This window comes from Phaeobacter sp. PT47_59, from assembly GCF_028890025.1.
In the GTDB taxonomy this organism is placed as follows: domain Bacteria; phylum Pseudomonadota; class Alphaproteobacteria; order Rhodobacterales; family Rhodobacteraceae; genus Phycobacter.
In genome coordinates, this window is sequence record NZ_JARCJL010000010.1 from 1 (window position 1) to 19,525 (window position 19,525).

The following is a 19,525-nucleotide window of genomic DNA, read 5'->3' on the forward strand; positions in this document are numbered from 1 at the left end:
AGATCAGACATGTTTACCGCTCGTTTTTCGAGCCGTGGATCATGCCGCCAACCGGAAATCAATGGGTCCTGAGCCTAATGTCTTTGGGGGATGAAATCGCTCCGCGTTTTCAGCATCGCTGCGTGGGTCCTGCTGTCATGACATGTGACGGCCAAGTGATTATCCTACCCGACATGATCGCTAATGCAACCATTCCACCTCAGCACGTATGGGTCGATGGCTGGACATAAGTACCATCTTTAGCTCGAACGAGACAGGTTCAGTCGTTATTGGTGCTATAGTCCGCTTCGGACTGAAAGTACCCCAAAACACTTTGCGAACCTCCCCCTCGGAAGTGCGCCCCCCGCGCCGCGCCAGCGGCGCCGGGCCCAACCGGGGCGGCCCATCTTCATAGAAGGGCCAGACACGGGCGGGAGCGCCCTGCCCTTCCGCACTCAGGCGTATTTCTCGAGGAACTCTTCCGCCTTCAGCGCACGGAAATCCGGCAGGGCAGCGCGTAAGGTCGCGTTGTCCCAGTCCCACCAGGCGAGATCCATCATCGCCTCACCCACCGCCTCGGGGTAACGGCGGCGGATCAAATGCGCGGTGTTGCCGCCGACGATGGTATAGGGGGCGACATCCTTGGTCACGACGCTGCCAGACGCCACAACCGCGCCGTGGCCGATGGTGACCTCGGGCTTGATCATCGCGCCGTGGCCGATCCAGGTGTCATGGCCGATATAGGCTGTACGGCTGGCTCGGTGGGCGAACCAGTCGGCGTCCGCTTCGGCATCGTCCCAGTAGTCGGCTGAGCGATAGAGGAAATGGTGCAGGGAGGCCTTCTCCATCGGGTGATCGGTCGCCCCGATGCGGGTGAAGCTGGCGATATTGGCAAACTTTCCCACCTGAACATTGGCGATGTCGCAGGTGCGGTCGCAGTAGCTGTAGTCGCCAAAGCGGCTGTTGGCGATGCGGCTGCCCGCACCGATCTCAACATAGGCGCCGAAGTGGCTTCCGGTGATCTGGCAATCGGGGTGGATGAAGGGCTGATCTGCCTGGAGGCGGGCCATACTCGGGTCTTTCTTTTGAGGGTCAGGGCAGCACGAAGGGCATGTTGCGCAGCGGCGGCTTCTTGGTGGTCTTGCGGCGCGGCTTGCCGCTGTCGCCCTGGATCAGGCGGCGACGCAATATCCCTGAGAACCAGTCCATGACCATCACCATCAGGATCACCAGCACGATGTAATAGGCCACCTCTTCCCAGTCCTTCTGGGTGATGATGGCCTGGGTCAGCAACAAGCCGATACCGCCGCCGGTGATGGCGCCGATGATGGTGGCGCTGCGGGTGTTGGATTCAAGGAAGTAGAGAAGCTGCGACAACAGAACCGGCGTCACCTGCGGGATCACCCCGAAACGGTAGCGCTGGATCGGTTTGGCGCCGGTGGAGGCGACGCCCTCGATCTGCTTTTCGTCGACGTTTTCCAGTGCCTCGGAGAAGATCTTGCCGAAGGTGCCGGTGTCCGTCACCAGGATCGCCAGCGCACCGGTCAGCGGGCCGGGGCCGAAGGCGCGCGCCAGCACAACCGTCCAGATCAGGCTGTCCACGCCGCGCACGAAGTCGAACAGGCGGCGGGTGGCGAACCTCAGCGTGCGGATCGGCATGAAGTTGCGGGTGGCCAGGAAGGCCAGCGGCAGCGCCACGATGCCTGCGCCGATGGTGCCGAGGAAGGCCATCAGCAGCGTCTCACCGATGGCCCAGGCTACATCCTGGTGCCGCCACATCTTGTTGGTCCAGAAATCATTGAGGATCGCACCGGCTTCACCACGGAAGGCTTTTTCCAAGAGCGCAACCGGGCCAAGGCCATGATAGGGGCTGTCGAGGGTGAAGAAGAACAGCTCCCAGCCCATGAAATAGCGGAACACTTCCGAACGGTTGCGGGTCACGGTCAGGCGGCCCGCCTCGGTCTTGATCGCCAGGCGGTTCTTGGAGACGCTGATCCAGTCCGGCACATCGCCCGCAGGCAGTTCCGCCTGCACGCCTGCACTGCGCGACGGGGTGGCACGCACGGTGCCGTAACCGGGAATGTCATATTCCACCGTCTCGGGGCCAAAGCGCACGATGTGACCGTTCTCCAGATCGATGACCGTGGTTTCTCCCAAGGTGACCCATTCGGGGGCCTCACCTTCGGGGTAGCTACCCTTGCGCTCCCCTTCGATGGCGACCGAGACGGAGGCATCGCGGTTGTCGCGGGTCACATGGGTCTTGTAGCTGTAGCTGTCGCTGACCAGGGTGCGGGCATTGTCCAGGCTGGCGCGCTCCCACAGGCCCGGCACCTCGAAGGCGAAGAAGACATAGGTCATATAGGCCAGCACGATCAGCGGCAGCGCGAAGGCCATCAGCTTTTTGGCGCGGAACAGCCGTGCCATATCCTGTTTCAGCGCGGCGGCGTCACGGGGCAGGGTCGCGCCCGGGTTCACATCAAGGGTGGTCATTGATTGGCTCCGTTGATCAGCCGGTCACGCAGCTTGCCAGAGATCTGGTCGACCACGACGATGGTGACAAAAAGCAGGATGAAGATGGCGGCGGCCTCGTCATAGCGGCCCTTGCCCCAGGACATGGCGTTCTTCAGCTCGTAGCCGATGCCGCCCGCGCCGACAAAGCCGAGGATCGCCGAGGCGCGAATGTTGATTTCAAACCGCAAGAGCGCGTAGCTGACGTAGTTCGGCCCCACTTGCGGGATCACCCCCAGCCACATGCGCTGCGCCCAGGTGGCGCCCACCGACGAAAGCCCCTCGATCGGCTTCAGCGAGGCGTTCTCGTTCACCTCGGAAAACAGCTTGCCCAGGGCACCGGCCGTGTGGATCGCGATGGCGATCATGGCGGGCACCGGGCCACCGCCCAAGAGGAAGATCAGCACCAGGGCAATGACGATTTCCGGGATTGCCCGGCAGATATCCATGACCCGGCGAAACAGCGGGATCAGTGAGGGCCAAAGCGCCATGCCCCGCGTCGCCAGGAGCGAAAACAGCGTGCCGAAGATCGCCCCGATCAGGGTCGAGGCCGCCGCGATATTCAGCGTCTCCACCAGCGCCGGGAAGAAATGCATCACATGGCCGGGCAGCTGAACGGCCTTTTCCGTGGCTTCGCTCAGCACCTCGGCCGGGTAGTCGAATATGCGCGTGAACCCGACGGCAAAAGATCCGGCGTTGCGGTCATCGGCGGTGCGGAAGCCCGCCACCATCATGGCGATGAAGACGATCAGAAGGATCGACCCGTAAAGGCGCTTGCGCCGCGTGAGGTCCACATATTGGGCGCGGATCGCCTCTGTCGTGGAGGCGCCGGAGGGCGGGGCCGCTGTCAGATCTGCCATGAGGATGTCCTGGTATTCGAATGAGGCTCTAACGGTCAGGCAATGGCACAAGGCCAGCCTCCCTCAGAGGAATACGGGGCCCGGCACAAAGACCGGACCCCGCCGTTTTGGTTCTGGGAAATTAATTGGACTTCAATTTGCGTGCTTCGATGATCACTTCGTAGGCGTCGTGGGTGATCGGCATGAAGCCTTTGGCTTCGCCTGCAGCCACACCGTAGAAGCAATCGGCATCCATCGACTTCAGGCTTGCCATCAGGCCGGTCATCTTGACCTTGACGCTTTCGGGCAGATCCTTGCGCAGAACAACGGGGCCTTCCGGGATCGGCTTGGACTGCCAGATTTTGACCAGATCGTTCATGTCGATCAGACCGGCATCGACCGCCTTGCGCAGGGCGCCGGAGTTGTAGCCGTCTTCCCAGTTGCCCAGACCGTCGGCCCAGGTCACGCCGCCGTCGAAGTCGCCGTTGTTGACGCCAACGATGGTCTGCTCGTGACCGCCGGAGAATTTGACCTCACCGAAGTAGGCGCCGGATTCCATGGTGGAGCCGGTGGCCTGCGGGATCTCGATCGAGGGGATCAGGTAGCCGGAGGTGGAGTTCGGGTCACCAAAGCCGAAGACCTTTCCCTTCATGTCTTCCAGCGAGGTGATACCGCTGTCCTTGCGGGCAAAACCGACCGAGTAGTAGCCGTAGCCGCCATCGGTGTTCACCTTGACCAGGATCGGCTCAACCGCGTCGGGGTTGGACAGGAAGGTCTTGGCATAGCCGGAGGCGCCCAGCCAGGCCATATCGATGGTGCCGCCCAGCAGACCCTGGATCACGCCGTTGTAGTCGGCGGGGGCGAACAGCTTGGTTTCGACACCCAGCAGCTCTTCGGTCTTGGCGCGCAGGCACTCGTTGTTGTTCAGACGGTCCTGGGCGTTTTCACCGCCAAGGATGCCGATACGGAATTCCTGAATGTCCTCGGCCATGACCGGGGTGGTCAGTGCGGTGGTCATCAGGGCGGCAGCAATCAGTTTTTTCATCTCTAGGTCACTCCGGTTTGGTTGGCCCAAAGCGTCGTGCTTTGGGGGGATGAAAAGGGTGGAATTCACAGCGCGGCGGCTTCGGCCTCGCGGATGGGGGTGTCGGCACGCTCCAGCGTCTCGATCTCGGTCGATGTGGCGGCTTCGGAGAAATCGGCGCCTGCGCCGTAGATCTCGCGGGCAACGCCGGTGGTCAGCTGTTCGGGCAGCCCGTCAAAGACGATGCGCCCGTCGCGCATGCCCACCACCCGGTCGCAATAGCGGCGCGCGGTATCCAGCGTATGGAGGTTGGCGATCACCGTGCGCCCGTCTTCCTCGTGGATGCGGCGCAGCGCCTCCATCACGGTTTGCGCGTTCATCGGGTCAAGCGAGGCAATGGGCTCATCCGCCAGGATGATCTTGGGATCCTGCATCAGGGCGCGGGCGATGGCGACGCGCTGCTGCTGCCCGCCCGACAGGGCCTCGGCCCGCTTGGCCGCATGTTCGGCAATGCCGAGACGATCCAGGATGTCGATGGCCCGGTGGATGTCCTCCATCGGGTATAGGTTGAACATGGTCGCCAGTGCCGAGCGGCGGTTGAGCGTGCCATGCAGCACGTTCGACACCACGTCCATGCGCGGCACCAGATTGAACTGCTGGAAGATCATCGCGCAGTCGGACTGCCAGGCGCGCTTCTCGCGGCCCTTCAGCGTGGTGACATCGCGGCCCTCGAACAGGATCTTGCCTTCGGTGGCATCGCCCAGGCGATTGATCATGCGCAGCAGCGTGGATTTGCCCGCACCGGAGCGACCGATGATGCCGATCATGCAGGGCTTGTCGATATCGAGCGTGGCGGCATCCACCGCGGTCTTGTCGCCAAAGCGTTTGGTGAGTTTGTCTATGCGCAGCACAATCGGCCCCCGTTCGTTTCCGGGACTGCCTAAAGGGGCTGCTCAAACCATTTGTGTAAGAGTCGTGAATTATTTGTAACGCGACGCGGGCCAGTCCCTCACGCCTGTCACAATCCGGTCATACGCATGCAGTCCGAACTCGCCTCCATCTGGCTCGCCCCCATCTGGCCTGTGTGACACCGGCAAGAGACAATCTGCCCCTGTGCAGGAGGCGCCAGCCGGTCTATATGGCCCTCAGACCCCAACCTTGCCCCAAGCCTGAAGGAAGCCTCCCCGATGTCCTTTGACCGCAGCGTGAAGATCGCGCCCTCTATCCTCTCTGCCGATTTCGCCAACTTCGGCCAGGAGATCCAGGCCATCGAGGCCGAAGGCGCCGACTGGGTGCATGTGGACGTGATGGACGGTCACTTCGTCCCCAACCTCACCTTCGGGCCGATGGCGGTGAAAGCCTTCCGCCCGCATGTAAAAACCGTGATGGACGTGCACCTGATGATCGCGCCGGTCGATCCCTACATCGAGGCCTATGCCGATGCGGGCGCCGATGTGCTGACCGCCCATATCGAGGCTGGCCCGCATATCCACCGCACCCTGCAGGCCATTCGCGGCGCGGGCATGAAGGCGGGTGTGGCGCTCAATCCCGGCACCCCGGCCGAGGCGGTGGCGCATCTTCTAGACCTCACCGATCTCATCTGCGTGATGACGGTGAACCCCGGCTTCGGCGGGCAGAAGTTCATCGACATGACCGGCAAGATCGCCACCCTGCGCCAGATGATCGGCGACCGCCCCGTGCATATCGAGATCGACGGCGGCGTCGATCCCACAACCGCGCCCAAGGTGCGCGCGGCGGGCGCCGATGTGCTGGTGGCGGGCTCGGCGGTTTTCAAGGGCGGCTCAGTCGACAATCGGTCGGTCTATGGCACCAACATCCGCGCCATCCGCGAGGCCGCCGAAGGCACCTGGGCCTGAGGCAGACACCCCCGCCCGCCACATGGCCTTTGGGGGAGATTCGGGTCAAGGGCCGCAACGCGGCCGCGCCCTGGCGCGGTTCACCCTTGAGGCGACTCTTCCCTTTCCAATACTGGACAACGCGCTTTCAGGGGCAGACCTGCCCCTGAAACGCTTCTCGGCAGGACCCTTTTGCGCCGCGCCAGCGGCGCCACGCCCAACCCCGAACAAGGTCTGCAGCGCAGACCGCCGGTCAGGGGGCGGGAGGCCGCCGCCTCACCTCAAGCAAGCTGCTCGGCAAAGGTATCCAGCAGTTTGTGCTTGAGGATCTTGCCCGTCGGCGCGGCGGGCAGCGCCTCCACCGCGATGATCTGGGCGGGGCATTTGTACCCCGCCAGCTGCTGACGCACGAAATTGGTCAGCTCGGCCGGATCGGGCGCATCGCCCGGTGCCACCTGGACAAAGGCCAGAACCTGTTCGTCGCCCTTGGCCCGGCGCCCCACCACCGCCGACTGCACCACCTGCGGATGGGCGTTGAGCGCGGCTTCCACCTCGGGGGGGAAGACGTTGAACCCGCCGTGAATGATCAGCTCCTTCGACCGGCCCTCGATATGCAGGAAACCGCGCTCGTCCAGCCGCCCCATGTCGCCGGTGCGCAGCCAGCCCTCGGCGTCCAGCACCTTGGCTGTCTCCTCGGGGTTACGGTAATAGCCCAGCATGATGTTCGGCCCGCGCGCCAGCACCTCACCCACACCGTCACCACCGCCCGGTACGGTTTCATCGATCCGTACCTCCACCTCCGGCAGCGCCGGTCCGGTCGAGATATCAGGATCCCCCAATTGGCTGTTCTTGGTGGCGCAGATCCCGGCAGTGGTTTCGGTCATGCCGTAGCCGTTCTGCAAGGCGACACCGTAGAACTCTTCCGCCTTGCGCTTCCATTCCGGATCAAGCGGTGCAGCCCCGGACGAGACATATTGCAACACGTCGCTGCCCAGGCGCACCAACCCCTGCTCCTTGGCATATTGCATCACCAGCGCGTGCATCTGCGGCACCGCCGACAGGCGCGTCACGCCATCGCGCAGCGCCTGATACAGCTTGGCTGCCGAAAACCGCGCCTCCAGCCGCACCTCGGCACCGGCATGGATCGCCGCCGTCATCACCGAGGCGAGGCCAAAGACATGGGTGAGCGGCAGCACACCATAGATCACGTCCCCCGGCGCCATATCGCGCAGCTCTGCCGAGGACTTGCCCCCAAAACGCACATTTGCATGGGTCAGCATCACCCCCTTGGGATCGCCCGTTGTCCCCGTGGTGTACAGAAGCACCGCCACGCCGTCGGGTGCATCGCCATCGGACGGAAACGGGCTGGTCAGATGCAGGCGGCCAAAGGCGCCTGTGATCTCGGAGGCCTGCATGCGCTCGGCATGGGCTTTGGCCTCGACCGAAATCTCGGAGGTGAACAAGACCGCCGCCGGGCGCGCATGGGACAGGATGCGGTCCACCTCGCCCGCGCTCATACGGGCATTGACCGGCACCGCAATGGCGCCAAGCGTCGAGGCTGCCAGCATCGCCGCCACGGCGGAACAGCAGTTTTCCGAAACCACCATCACCCGGTCGCGCGGCTCAACGCCCGCGCTGCGCAGATCTGCCGCCAGCTGCTCCACCGCGGCAGACAGGTCGGCAAAGGACCACTGCGCACCGCCACTGTCGGAAAAGGCCGGAGCCTCGGGGCGCAGTTTCACCTGCGCCGCCAATAGATCGTGCCAAAACTCCATCGCCGTCTCCTCTCACGTCAGGCGTAATTCTTCTTCCCCGGAGGCTAACCGCCGAATTGGGGGGCGCGTTTTTCCAGAAAGGCGGCGATCCCCTCGCCGGCTTCCGAGCCTCCTGCAGCCCGCGCCATGGCACTGCATTCGTGATCCAGCTGCGCCGCCTCGCTTGCCTCATAGGCATGCGAGACCAGCTGCCGGATGGTGCCCTGGGCCTCCCGAGGCCCCTGTGCCAGCGTATCGGCCAGGGCATGGGCGGTGCTGAGCACCCGCTGCGGCGCCACCACCTGATTGACCGCGCCGAGGGCGGCCAGACGGCCCGCCGTCACCGGACGGCCCAACAGGCACATCTCCATCGCTAAGGGGCGCGGCAGCATCCGGGCAAGCGAGGCGGTCAACCCGCCATCGGGCACCAGCCCGGCCTTCACATAGGCGGCCGTGAACTTTGCCCCGTAAGAGGCCACGATCAGATCCGCCGCCATCGCCAGCGACACGCCCGCACCCGCAGCACCGCCTTCGACGGCGGCGATCACCGGCACCGGACAGTCGCGGATGCCACGGATCAGATCATGCAGGTTGTTGACCTTGGCGCGGCGCTCGTCCTCGCTGAGGCCGCGCCGGTCGATCAACACGTTGAGATCGCCGCCGGCACAGAAGAACCCGCCTTCCGAGGTCAGAAGAACAGCGCGGATGCGCGGCTCCTGCGCCAGCTTCAGGGCTGCTTCGATCGCATCATAAAGGTCCTGCGACAGGGCACCCCGGCGCGCAGGATTCATGTTCACGACCACCGCGCGGTCGCCCAAATCGTCCATCCGTGCAAGTTGGCTCATTTGCGTATCCTCTTGAAAATCCCGTTGGCCGTGGCCAGCAGGCGCCCTTCATCATCAAACAGTTCACCAAAGATATAGGCGATGCTCTTGCCGCCTCCGGTGGGCCGCGCCCGGGCCGTGATCACCCCCTGTCGCGCCGCGGCCACATAGGACAGGTTCAGAGATACCGTGACCAGATCCGCGTGGTTTTCGGGATCGAAATACTGCGAGGCGGTGTTGCCACAGACCACATCCAGAACCGTCGCCACCATACCGCCATGCAGGATGCCATGGCGGTTGAGGTGCCTGGGTTCCAGCTCCAGCGTCACCGTGCAGGAGCCATCTGTCCGGTCGATCTCGGTCCGGTAGCCAACCATCTGCTGGCAACCGGGGTCCTCGATCAGGCGGATCTCGCCCCTCTCACGCGGCGCTGAGGTCAAGGAAACGCTCCAACTGCGTGTCCGCATCACCAAAGCGGTGCTCGGCCATGACGATGCGCTTGGCGATATGGGCCAGCTCATACTCCTGCGTCATGGCGATGCCACCATGTAGCTGGATCGAATCCTCGGCCACCAGACGACCTGCACGCCCGATCAGGTTGCGCGCCGCAGCGATATTGAGATCGCGCATGCGGGTGTCGCCCTCCAGGTGACCGGCGGCGTTGATCACCCCCGAGCGCGCCTGCTCAATCTCGATCAGCAGTTCGGCAACCCGGTGTTGCAGCGCCTGGAAGGTGCCGATGGGGCGGCCAAACTGGCTGCGAGTCAGCAGGTACTGGCGGGTGAGCTCGGTCGCGGTCTCCATCGCGCCCAGGGTTTCGGCGGCCAGGGCCACCTCGGCCCGGGCGATGACACCGGCGATCGCCTCCCAAGCACCTCCGGCGGCACCTAGACGCGCGCTGACAGGCAGGCGCACCGCGTCCAGATCAACTTCGGCAGCGCGTCCACCGGCCAAGAGCGCATAGCCCCGCAGCGACAGACCCGCCGTATCGCGCGGCACCAGGAACAGCGAAATCCCGTCCGTCGCATCCACATCGCCGCTTTCGCGGGCCGATACGATCAGGTGGTCGGCCGCTTCGGCATTGACGACAACCGCCTTCTTGCCGGTGAGGATGATCTCGTCGCCCTCGACCGTTGCGGTGGTTTCCACCCGCGTCAGTTCATAGCGGCTGGTCGGTTCTCCATGGGCAAAGGCCAGCTGCACAGCGCCGCCGATCACCTCTTCCACCAGCGCCTTCTGGTCATCATTGCCAAGGGCCGCGATCAGCCCGCCGCCCAGAAGCGCCGTATCCAGCAAGGGTTCGACCACGCCCGCGCGGCCCAGCTCCTCGAATACGGTGGAGATGTCAAAGCCCGCTCCGCCAAAGCCGCCGTCCTCTTCGCTGAACAGCGCGCCGATGACGCCCAGTTCGGCCAGTTGCCCCCAGATATCGGCAGAGTAACCTGCCTCGCTTTCGAGGATCTCGTTGCGCACCGAGGTGGTGTAGCGGTCGGACAGGAAACGGCGCAGGCTGTCCTGCAGCATCTGCCGCTCTTCGGTCAGGTCGAAATTCATGCCCGGCCTCCCATTTTCACTTTTGCGATGATGTTCTTCTGGATCTCGTTGGAGCCACCAAAGATCGACAGTTTGCGGTTGTTGAAATACTGCGCGGCCACGGCTGCGGTGCCTTCGGGGCCGATGGGCGGCTCGTTGCCCCCTTCCACCGCTTCCGAGGCGAAGGGCATCGCGTAAACGCCCGCGGCGCGGCGCGCCATGTCGTTGATCTCCTGGCGGATCTCGGTGCCTTTCACCTTCAGCATCGAGCTTTCGACGCCCGGCGCCTGCCCCGAGGCGGCGGCAGAGATGATGCGCAGGTTGGTGGTGGCCATGGCCATCAGATCGATCTCCGCCTGCGCCACACGGGCGGCGAAATAGGGGTTCTCGATCAGCGGGCGGCCCTTGTGCATCTGGCTGCGCGCCAGGCGCTTGACCGCATCAAGCCCCGCCTGGCTGAAGCCGACACCGGCAATATTCGTGCGTTCATGGGTGAGCAGGTACTTGGCGTAGGTCCAGCCCTTGTTTTCCTCGCCCACCAGGTTCTCGACCGGCACCTTCACATCGGTGAACCAGACCTCGTTCACCTCATGGGTGCCATCCAGAAGGATGATCGGGCGCACTTCGATGCCGGGCGTGTCCATGTCGATCAGAAGGAAGGAGATCCCCTCCTGCTGCTTGGCGTCCGGATCGGTGCGCACCAGGCAGAAGATCCAGTTGGCGTATTGGCCAAGGGTGGTCCAGGTCTTCTGGCCGTTGACGATATAGTGGTCCCCCTCGCGCACGGCCTTGGTCTTGAGGCTGGCAAGGTCCGAGCCCGCGCCGGGTTCCGAATAGCCCTGGCACCACCAGTGCTCGCCGCTCAGGATCTTCGGGAGGTAATAGTCCTGCTGCTCCTTGGAGCCGAATTTCTGCAGCACCGGCGCCAGCATGGTCAGGCCAAAGGGCACGATGCGCGGCGCATGGGCGCGGCAGCATTCTTCCTCGAAGATATGGCGCTGCACCGCGTTCCAGGCGCAGCCGCCGAAGTCCTGCGGCCAGTTCGGCGCCAGCCAGCCCTGCTCGTTCAGGATGGCGTGCCAGCGGTCGTGGCCTTCCTTGCCCAGGCCGCGTCCCTCGCGCACGGCGTCCGACATCTCCTTGGGCAGTTTTTCCTCCAGGAAGCTGCGCACCTCCTGGCGAAAGGCCTGCTCTTCTGCGGTATAGCTCAGATCCATTTCTTTCTCCTCCTGGCCGATCCCTGTGGACGGGCCAATGCACGGCCCCTTTCAAGGGGCCGGGTAGCGCCCGGTGGACCCTCGATGGGTTCGCCGGGCGCCGCCTGTTTTCATGTTGCGCTTCAGTAGATTTCGAACAGACCCGCCGCGCCCATGCCGCCGCCGACACACATGGTGACGACACCCAGCTTGGCACCACGACGCTTGCCTTCACGAAGGATGTGGCCGACCATCCGCCCACCGGTCATGCCGAAGGGGTGGCCGATGGCGATGGAGCCGCCGTTGACGTTGCATTTCTCGTCATCGATACCCAGCCGGTCCCGGCAGTAGAGCGCCTGGCTGGCGAAGGCTTCGTTCAGCTCCCAAAGATCGATGTCATCGACGGTCAGCCCGTGACGCTCCAGAAGACGCGGCACCGCAAAGACCGGGCCGATGCCCATCTCGTCGGGCTCGCAGCCTGCAACGCAGAAGCCCTTGAAGGCGCCCATGGCCTCAAGACCGCGTTTCTCGGCCTCCTTGGAGTCCATCAACACCACAGCAGCGGCGCCATCGGACAGCTGGCTGGCGTTGCCCGCGGTGATGAAGTTGCCTGCGCCACGCACCGGCTCAAGGCTGGCCAGACCGTCCAGGGTGGTGGAGGGGCGGTTGCATTCGTCGCGGTCCACCACGACCTCTTTCATCGAGATCTCGCCACTCTCCTTGTCCTTCACCGCCATGGTGGTGGTGACGGGGATGATCTCATCGGCGAACAGACCCGCCTCCTGCGCGGCAGCGATACGCTGCTGGCTGCGCAGACCATAGGCGTCCTGGTCTTCGCGGCTGATGCCATAACGCTGGGCCACGATATCCGCGGTTTCGATCATGGTCATATAGACGGCAGGCTTGTGCTCCATGAGCCAGGCCTCATGTGCGGGACGCAGTTTCGGCTGCACCATCGAGATGCTTTCGACGCCACCCGCAACCATGGGACCGGCGCCTTCGCAGATGATCTGCTGCGCGGCCAGGGCGATGGTCTGCAGACCGGACGAGCAGAACCGGTTCACGGTCATGCCCGATGCGGTGATCGGCAGGCCGCCACGCAGGGCGATCTGGCGCGCGATATTGGCGCCGGTTTCCCCTTCGGGAGCGCCACAGCCCATGATGCAGTCTTCGATTTCCGCACCCTCGATACCGGCGCGGGCCACGGCCGCCTCGACGGCCGCGCCGCCCATGGTGGCACCATGGGTCATGTTGAAGGATCCCCGGAAGGACTTGGCCAGCCCGGTACGGGCGGCGGAGACGATAACGACTTCTTTCATATCAGCTGTTCTCCTTGTTCAGATCGTCAAATGTACGCCCTTCGGCGACCAGCTGCTCAAGCAGAGGCGCGGGCTGCCAGAAGAAGTCGTCTCCCTCGGCATAAGATTTGATATTGGCCAGAAGCACATCCAGCCCCTGCATATCGGCCCATTTCAGCGGCCCGCCGCGATAGCGCGGGAAGCCGTAGCCAAAGAGCAACGTCATATCGACGTCCAGCGGACGGCGCGCGATGCCCTCGCCCACCACCTTGGCGGCCTCGTTGACCATGGCCGCCATGTAGCGGGTCACGATTTCCTCGTCCGAAAACGCTTTCGGGGTGATGCCCTTCTCGGCACGCTCGGCCTCGATCAGCGCGGTCACCTCGGGGTTCGGGGTGCCGCCGCGCTTGCCTGCCTCGTAGACATAGTAACCCTTGCCGGTCTTCTGACCAAAGTTGCCGGCCTCGCAGATCTTGTCCGCATAGGTGCTGTCGCGTTCGCGCGGGTCCATGCCTTCGGCGCGCTTGCGCTTGCGCACGGCCCAACCGATGTCGAGACCCGCCAGATCCGCCACAGCAAAGGGGCCCATGGCAAAGCCGAAATCGGTGAGTGCCTTGTCGATCTGATAGGGCGAGGCCCCGTCCAGCACCATGTGGTCGGCCGCCTTGCGATAGGTCGCCAGGATCCGGTTGCCGATGAAGCCATCGCAGACACCGGCGCGGACCGAGATCTTCTTCAGACGTTTGCCCAGCTCGAACCCGGTGGCAACCACGTCGAGCGCGGTCTTGTCGGCCACCACGATTTCCAAGAGCTTCATCACATGCGCCGGAGAGAAGAAGTGCAGCCCGATCACATCCTCGGGACGCGAGGTGCAGGCGGCGATCTCGTTCACATCCAGATAGGAGGTGTTGGAGGCCAGGATCGCGCCTTTCTTGCAGACCGCATCCAGCTTGCCGAACACCTGTTTCTTGACGCTCATTTCCTCGAAGACCGCTTCGATCACCAGATCCACGTCGCTGAGGGCGTCATAATCCGTCGCCAGCGTCAGCGCCTCACCGGTCAGGTGATCGAATTTCTCCTGGCTGATCTTGCCGCGTTTCAAGGCACCTTGCAGGTTGCCCGAAATGCGACCCTTTGCGGCCTCGGCGGCCTCGGGGGTCATTTCCAGCATGACAACCGGCAGACCGGACAGCAGCGCCGCCGTGGCAATGCCTGCACCCATGGTGCCGCCACCGATGACGCCAAGGCTGTTGACCTCGCGCGGCGCAACACCTTTCAGTTCCGGCAGCTTGCTGACCGCCCGCTCCGAGAAGAAGGCGTGGATCATGCCCTGACGCTGGTCGGTGCCCATCAGCTCCATGAAGAGTTCCCGCTCGCGCTTCATACCCTCGTCGAAGGGCAGCTCACAGCAGGCCTGGATGCCGCGGATCGCAACGGCCGGTGCCAGCAGGCCGCGGCCCTTTTTCAGGACAGTCTCGTATAGTGCATCGAAATCGACCGCTTCGGGTGCGGGCATTTCGCTGATGGCACGGCGGGTTGCGCCCTGATCCAGCAGCTCCTGGGTATAGGCCAGGCCGATCTCGCGCGGCTCGCCCTCTTCGACGCGGTCCAGAATGCCGAGGCTCAGCGCTTCCTTGGCGCCGACCTGACGGCCCGAGGTGATCACATCGACCGAAGCGTCAATACCGATGAGGCGCGGCAGGCGCTGGGTGCCACCGGCGCCCGGCATCACGCCGATCAGCACTTCCGGCAGGCCGATGCGGGCCGAGGGCACCGCGATGCGGTAATGCGAGCCCAGCGCGACCTCCAGACCGCCACCCAGTGCGGTGCCATGCAGCGCCGAGACCACCAAGAGCGGCGAAGCTTCGATGCGGGTGCAGACATCCGGCAGGAAGGGCCCCTGCGGCGGCTTGCCGAACTCGCGGATATCGGCGCCCGCGAAATAGGTGCGACCCTCACCGTAAATCAGCACCGCCTTGGCGCCCTCCGATTCGGCGCGCTCGATCCCGCTCACCAGTCCCTGGCGCACATCCAGTCCCAGCGCGTTCACCGGCGGATTCTGCGCCTTCAGGACCGCGATATCACCAACGCGCTCATATCCAATGGCATCCGTCATTCGTTTTTCCTCTCCTTTGCGGGGCTGGCAGCCTTGGCCCGCAACAGCACCGCTATTCCCGTCGAGATCTAGCCATGCTCCCCCTGCCTGCGCCAAGCCCTGCCTTTGCAACGTGTGCAAGAACCCGGCGTCAAATGCGGGCCACAGCGGTCAGGTCTCGAGGAGTGGCTTCACCTCAATTCCACTATGTGGAACATCGTTCCACTAATTTGACAACACCCTAGGCCGCGGCCTCTCCCATGGCAAGCAATATAATTGCGTGTATCGGACAGGTTGGACAGGAAAATGCTGTTTGGACCCGGAGGTCCGCCCCCATATGTAACAAGGGCGCCTGCATGAGCAAGCGCCCTGTAACTCATTAAGCGTGATGCAAGGGTTAGGCGGATCCGCCCGGAATCACCCCTTCCGCCACCCAGGCGTCGAAGATCTCCAACACCTTGTCCGCGAATTCCGCATCGTTGATGTGGCAGTCGAGGGCATGCAGCGCTGCATTCTTCGGGTAGGCCGCCTGCATTTCGTCGCAGAAGGCGGCAAGGCCTTCACCATCATGCAGATCGGCGCCGGGGCGGTCCCATTCATTGCAGCCCCCCTTGGGGAGCAGGACCGCAACCGGCCCCTTGGCCTGCCCCAGCTTGTCGCAGATGGTACGGGCCACCAGACGGCGTTCCTCCGCATCCAGAACGGCGGAGGTCAGCAGCCGGTTATGCGCATGGGTGGGGCGTCCCTGCAGTTGCGGCGGGGTCTCCTGCCAGCCGATGAAATCCACCAGATCATAACAGCCCGGCGCCACCAGCTGCGGCGTGCCTGCAGCACCTGCATTGGTCATCCGGTCCGCCCCTGCCGACAGCCCGCCAAAGAGGTGATTCGAGACCTCCTGCGGCGCAAAGTCCAATACGGCGGCAAAGGCCCCTTCGGAAGCTAGGCTTTCAAAGGCCCGTCCGCCCATGCCGGTGGCATGGAAGACGGCGACCTCATAGCCGCGCGCCTCCAGCGCCGGTTTCAGGCTGACCATGTAACGCAGCACCGTCTTGCCAAATGACGTCATCCCAATGAGGGGCCGGTCGCGTTTGGGGGGCTCCACCGCGCGCGCCGCGCCCAGGACCGCCCCCGCCGCCTGGCTCAGCGCCGCCTTGCAGACGGAATTGAGACCGTAAAGCCCCCCGGCCCAGAGGATCATCTGAACATCCGCCGCGATCCGCTCGGGCGGCATCAGGGGCGAAAAGGACACCGTCGAGACGATGTATTTCGGCACCCCCACCGGCAGCGCCGCGCAAAGATCCAGCGCCAGATCGGTGCCCATGGTGCCGCCCAAGACGATCACTCCGTCGATGGTGCCAGCCCGGTACAGCTCCAGCGCCTTTGTCGCCGCCCCCCGCGCCATGATCTGCATCGCGGTATTCTCATCACCACTGTCGATGGCGGCCTGGATCGAACTGCCGCCTGCCTCGGCCACCTCGTGCTTGCTGACGTCAGTGGGCTGGCTGGGATCGCCCAGGACACTCACATCCATGGTCAGCACGCCGCCGCCCTGCCCCCGGATCACATCGGCAAGATAGGCAAGTTCGGCATCCTTGGTGTCATAGGTGCCTGCAATCAGGATGGTCTTGTCGGGCATGGGGTGTCCTTCCGTCACAGCTGGATCCAGGCGGTTTTGAGATCCACGTATTTATCAAGCGCATGGAGCGATTTGTCATGGCCGTTGCCGGATTGTCCGACACCGCCCAGCGGCACCGTATTGTCGGCGCCGCCATAGGTGTTCACATGGACAACGCCCGCGCGGATACCCGCCACCATGCGATGCGCGCGGGAGAGGTTTGCGGTCCAGACACCAGAGGCGAGGCCAAACTCGGTCGCATTGGCAAGGCGCAGCGCCTCTTCTTCCGTCTTGAAGGGCGTGACCGACAGGACCGGGCCAAAGACCTCCTTCTGGAACAGGCTGTGACCTTGGGCGACACCGGTCACGATGGTGGGCGCCATATAGGTGCCACCGGTATCTTCCAGGATGCGGTTGCCGCCGGTCACGATCTCTCCGCCCTCGGCACGGGCCGTGTCCATGAATGATAGGTTCCGACTGAGTTGATCCTCGGAGTTCACCGCGCCGATAGTGTTGCTGAGATCCAGGGGATCGCCAACGCGCAGGGCCTCGGCCTCTGCCACCAGCAGGGCCACGAATTCATCATGGATGGACTGTTCCACCAACAGGCGCGAGCCTGCGACGCAGACCTGCCCCGAATTGCGGAAGATCCCGGCGGCCGAGACCTTGGCCGCGTGGCGCAGATCGGGGGCGTCGGCAAAGACGATATTGGGAGATTTGCCGCCCAGCTCAAGGTAGCAGCGTTTGAGGTTGGAGCGTGCCGAGGCCTCCAGCAGTTTGCGCCCCGTCGCGCCAGACCCGGTGAAGGCCAAGACATCGACGCCCATGGATTCGGCCAGCGCAGCACCCGTTTCCGCACCTGCGCCGGTGACGACATTCAGCACCCCATCTGGCAGGCCGCAGTCTGCGCAGATCTCGGCCAGGCGCAGCAGCGACAGCGAGGCGGTTTCGGCCGGTTTCAGCACCACGGAATTGCCCATGGCCAGCGCAGGTGCCAGTTTCCACGCCCCGATCATCAAGGGGAAGTTCCACGGCACGATGGCGCCCACGACACCCACCGGCATCCGGTGGACAAGGCCCAACACATCGGGGGCGGTCGGCGCGACCTCCCCGGCAAGTTTGTCCAGCGCTTCGGCATAGTAACGGAATGTGCCCGCCGCCGATCCCGGCTCGGCCTTCAGCGCCATGCCCATCTCGGTACCATTGTCGCGCACACCCAGAACGGCCAGCGCCAGCGCCTCTGCCTCGATCCGGTCAGCGATCCTGTGCAGCACCTTCTTGCGGGCAGCCGGGGCAAGCCGCGACCAGCGGCCATCCTCGAAGGCCGCGCGAGCGGCAGCCACGGCACGCTCCACATCTGCCTTTGACGCGCCCTCAAGGGTGGTCAGAACAGATCCGTCAATCGGCGAAGTAACTTCGCATGGCGTGCCCGTACCTGCTTGCCACGATCCTTCAAGAAAGAGTTTTTGCGGCGCCACATCAGCCCGCCGAAGCTCATTGATGAGGTTTTGATCTGCCATTCGGCCTCCTTCAGCTCCTTGCGGTCGCGGAAGGCACGGATGATGTGCAGCGCAAGGACCAGTATGATGATGGAAAACAGGATGAACGCCACCGGGCGGTCAATGAAATCAAAGGGGGTTTTGACCCGTGCCATGGCCGCGCGCAGCTTGACCTCCATGATGCCGCCCAGGACCATGCCCAGGATGATCGGCACCGCGGGCAGCGACAGGCGTTTGAGGATGTACCCTACAAGGCCAAAGGCCGCCGCCATCACGCAGTCGGTGGCAGAGTTGCGCAGGGAATAGACCCCCACGAAGCTGAGCGTCAGGATGCAGACACCAAGGAAGCGGTTGGGGATCTTCACCACCTGGATCAGGCTGCGGGTCGCGAACAACAGGAAGATCAGCACCAGCACGTTGAGGATCAAAAGCGCGAGATAAAGCGCAACGACAAAATCCATGTCGTTCTGGAACAGCCCCGGCCCCGGCACCACGTTGTGCACGTAAAAGACGCTCAGCATCATTGCCGTCAGCGCCTCGCCCGGAATGCCCAGCGCCAAGAGCGGCACCATGGCGGCGGCGGGCACGGCGTTGTTGGCGGTCTCGGCGGCAATCAGCCCTTCCGACGATCCACGCCCAAAATCCTGCGGTCGTTTCGAGGTCTTTTGCGCGTAGGTATAAGACATGAACTGCGCGGTGAATTCACCGACGCCGGGGATCATCCCCATCAACACGCCAAAACCTGCCGAGACCGACGCCACACGCGGATGGCGCGACAGCTCTCGCAACCCCTGGAACATGCCCCCCCGCAACCGGGTGAGGTGGATCTTCTCGTCCTCATCCGTCAGCAGCACAAAGGCTTGCGAGATCGCAAAGAGGCCCAGCACCACGACGATCAGGTTGATGCCGCCGCCCAGGAAATCCTGCCCGAAGGTGTATCGCTGGGTGTATTTCACCGGCTCCATGCCGATGGTGTTAAGGAAGATGCCGAAACAGGCCAAGGCGCCCGCGATCAGCGCCTGCCCGCGATGGGCCACGACGACAAGGATCAGCCCCAGAAGTGCGGCAAGGAAGATCTCGCGACTGCCGAACATGGGTGCGACCTTGGCCAGCACCGGCGCAAAGAGGATCAGACAGATGACCGAGAAGACCCCGCCAAAGAAGCTGGCGGAATAGGCAAGGCTCAGGGCGCGGCGCGGCTCTCCGCGTGCGGTCATCGGGTAGCCATCATAGGTGGTGAGCGCATTGACGGCGGTGCCGGGCGTGTTGATCAGGATCGCCGGGATCGCGCCGCCATACATGGAGGAGCCGTAGATCCCCAGAAGAACGGTGAGGCCGACGATGGGATCCATCGAGAATGTCGCGGGCAGCAGGATCGCGATCGCCACGGCCGGGCCGACGCCGGGAATGGCGCCGATCAAGACGCCGCCCACCGACCCCGCCAGAAGGGCCAGCGCCACGTCCCAGCGCATCAGGATCTCGATTGCAGAAAGGATAAGGTCCAT

General features: G+C 63.9%; 17 protein-coding genes. 2 read left to right on the forward strand and 15 right to left on the reverse strand.

The genetic code is table 11. From position 1 onward, the window contains the following. A partial coding sequence (locus tag PXK01_RS11000) for a hypothetical protein (protein ID WP_274860044.1) occupies positions 1-230 on the forward strand: 230 nt, incomplete at its 5' end. Positions 231-434: 204 nt separating this feature from the next. Here the strand turns inward: PXK01_RS11000 and PXK01_RS11005 are convergent. From PXK01_RS11005 to phnC, 5 genes are all read right to left on the reverse strand, one after another. After that, positions 435-1,049, reverse strand: coding sequence for a chloramphenicol acetyltransferase (locus PXK01_RS11005; RefSeq protein WP_274847394.1), 615 nt, complete (start codon positions 1,047-1,049; stop codon positions 435-437). A gap of 22 nt (positions 1,050-1,071) precedes the next feature. After that, positions 1,072-2,469 (reverse strand): phosphonate ABC transporter, permease protein PhnE, encoded by a 1,398-nt coding sequence (phnE, locus tag PXK01_RS11010; RefSeq protein ID WP_274860046.1) that lies wholly within the window; start codon positions 2,467-2,469, stop codon positions 1,072-1,074. Then, positions 2,466-3,347: a phosphonate ABC transporter, permease protein PhnE gene (gene phnE / locus PXK01_RS11015; protein ID WP_274860047.1), complete on the reverse strand. Its 882-nt coding sequence runs from the start codon at positions 3,345-3,347 to the stop codon at positions 2,466-2,468. The genes phnE (PXK01_RS11010) and phnE (PXK01_RS11015) overlap by 4 nt, the downstream gene beginning before the upstream one ends. A gap of 121 nt (positions 3,348-3,468) precedes the next feature. Then, positions 3,469-4,371, reverse strand: coding sequence for a phosphonate ABC transporter substrate-binding protein (phnD, locus tag PXK01_RS11020; RefSeq protein ID WP_274847391.1), 903 nt, complete (start codon positions 4,369-4,371; stop codon positions 3,469-3,471). A gap of 65 nt (positions 4,372-4,436) precedes the next feature. Beyond that, positions 4,437-5,261 carry a phosphonate ABC transporter ATP-binding protein gene (phnC, locus tag PXK01_RS11025; RefSeq protein WP_274860048.1) on the reverse strand — a complete coding sequence of 275 codons (825 nt, stop codon included), beginning with the start codon at positions 5,259-5,261 and terminating at the stop codon, positions 4,437-4,439. A 276-nt stretch (positions 5,262-5,537) separates the two neighbouring features. On the opposite strand from phnC, the gene rpe reads away from it, so the two are divergent. Beyond that, the gene (rpe, locus tag PXK01_RS11030) at positions 5,538-6,227 is read left to right on the forward strand and encodes a ribulose-phosphate 3-epimerase (RefSeq protein WP_274847389.1); all 690 of its coding nucleotides are present in this window, start codon (positions 5,538-5,540) and stop codon (positions 6,225-6,227) included. 260 nt (positions 6,228-6,487) lie between these two features. Here rpe and PXK01_RS11035 read toward each other — a convergent pair whose 3' ends face one another. The 10 genes from PXK01_RS11035 to PXK01_RS11080 all read right to left on the reverse strand — a co-directional run bounded on the left by PXK01_RS11035 (position 6,488) and on the right by PXK01_RS11080 (position 19,525). Then, a complete protein-coding gene (locus tag PXK01_RS11035) occupies positions 6,488-7,981 on the reverse strand; it encodes a class I adenylate-forming enzyme family protein (protein ID WP_274860049.1) in 1,494 nt (497 codons plus the stop codon). 44 nt (positions 7,982-8,025) lie between these two features. After that, positions 8,026-8,805 carry an oxepin-CoA hydrolase, alternative type gene (locus tag PXK01_RS11040; protein ID WP_274860050.1) on the reverse strand — a complete coding sequence of 260 codons (780 nt, stop codon included), beginning with the start codon at positions 8,803-8,805 and terminating at the stop codon, positions 8,026-8,028. Then, positions 8,802-9,224, reverse strand: coding sequence for a PaaI family thioesterase (locus tag PXK01_RS11045; protein ID WP_446728355.1), 423 nt, complete (start codon positions 9,222-9,224; stop codon positions 8,802-8,804). The genes PXK01_RS11040 and PXK01_RS11045 overlap by 4 nt, the downstream gene beginning before the upstream one ends. Then, positions 9,205-10,338: an acyl-CoA dehydrogenase family protein gene (locus PXK01_RS11050; protein WP_274847386.1), complete on the reverse strand. Its 1,134-nt coding sequence runs from the start codon at positions 10,336-10,338 to the stop codon at positions 9,205-9,207. The genes PXK01_RS11045 and PXK01_RS11050 overlap by 20 nt, the downstream gene beginning before the upstream one ends. Further along, complete coding sequence (locus PXK01_RS11055; protein WP_274847385.1) at positions 10,335-11,534, reverse strand: acyl-CoA dehydrogenase family protein; 1,200 nt, start codon at positions 11,532-11,534, stop codon at positions 10,335-10,337. The genes PXK01_RS11050 and PXK01_RS11055 overlap by 4 nt, the downstream gene beginning before the upstream one ends. Before the next feature lie 122 nt (positions 11,535-11,656). After that, positions 11,657-12,832, reverse strand: a complete 1,176-nt coding sequence (locus PXK01_RS11060; RefSeq protein ID WP_274847384.1) for an acetyl-CoA C-acyltransferase — start codon at positions 12,830-12,832, stop codon at positions 11,657-11,659. A gap of 1 nt (position 12,833) precedes the next feature. Then, on the reverse strand, positions 12,834-14,927 hold the full coding sequence (locus tag PXK01_RS11065) for a 3-hydroxyacyl-CoA dehydrogenase NAD-binding domain-containing protein (protein WP_274860052.1): 2,094 nt from the start codon (positions 14,925-14,927) through the stop codon (positions 12,834-12,836). Positions 14,928-15,303: 376 nt separating this feature from the next. Beyond that, entirely contained in the window at positions 15,304-16,542 is a 1,239-nt protein-coding gene (locus PXK01_RS11070) for a Tm-1-like ATP-binding domain-containing protein (protein WP_274847382.1), read from the reverse strand. 14 nt (positions 16,543-16,556) lie between these two features. Continuing rightward, entirely contained in the window at positions 16,557-17,999 is a 1,443-nt protein-coding gene (locus tag PXK01_RS11075) for an aldehyde dehydrogenase family protein (protein ID WP_274860188.1), read from the reverse strand. After that, entirely contained in the window at positions 17,906-19,525 is a 1,620-nt protein-coding gene (locus PXK01_RS11080) for a tripartite tricarboxylate transporter permease (RefSeq protein WP_274847381.1), read from the reverse strand. The genes PXK01_RS11075 and PXK01_RS11080 overlap by 94 nt, the downstream gene beginning before the upstream one ends.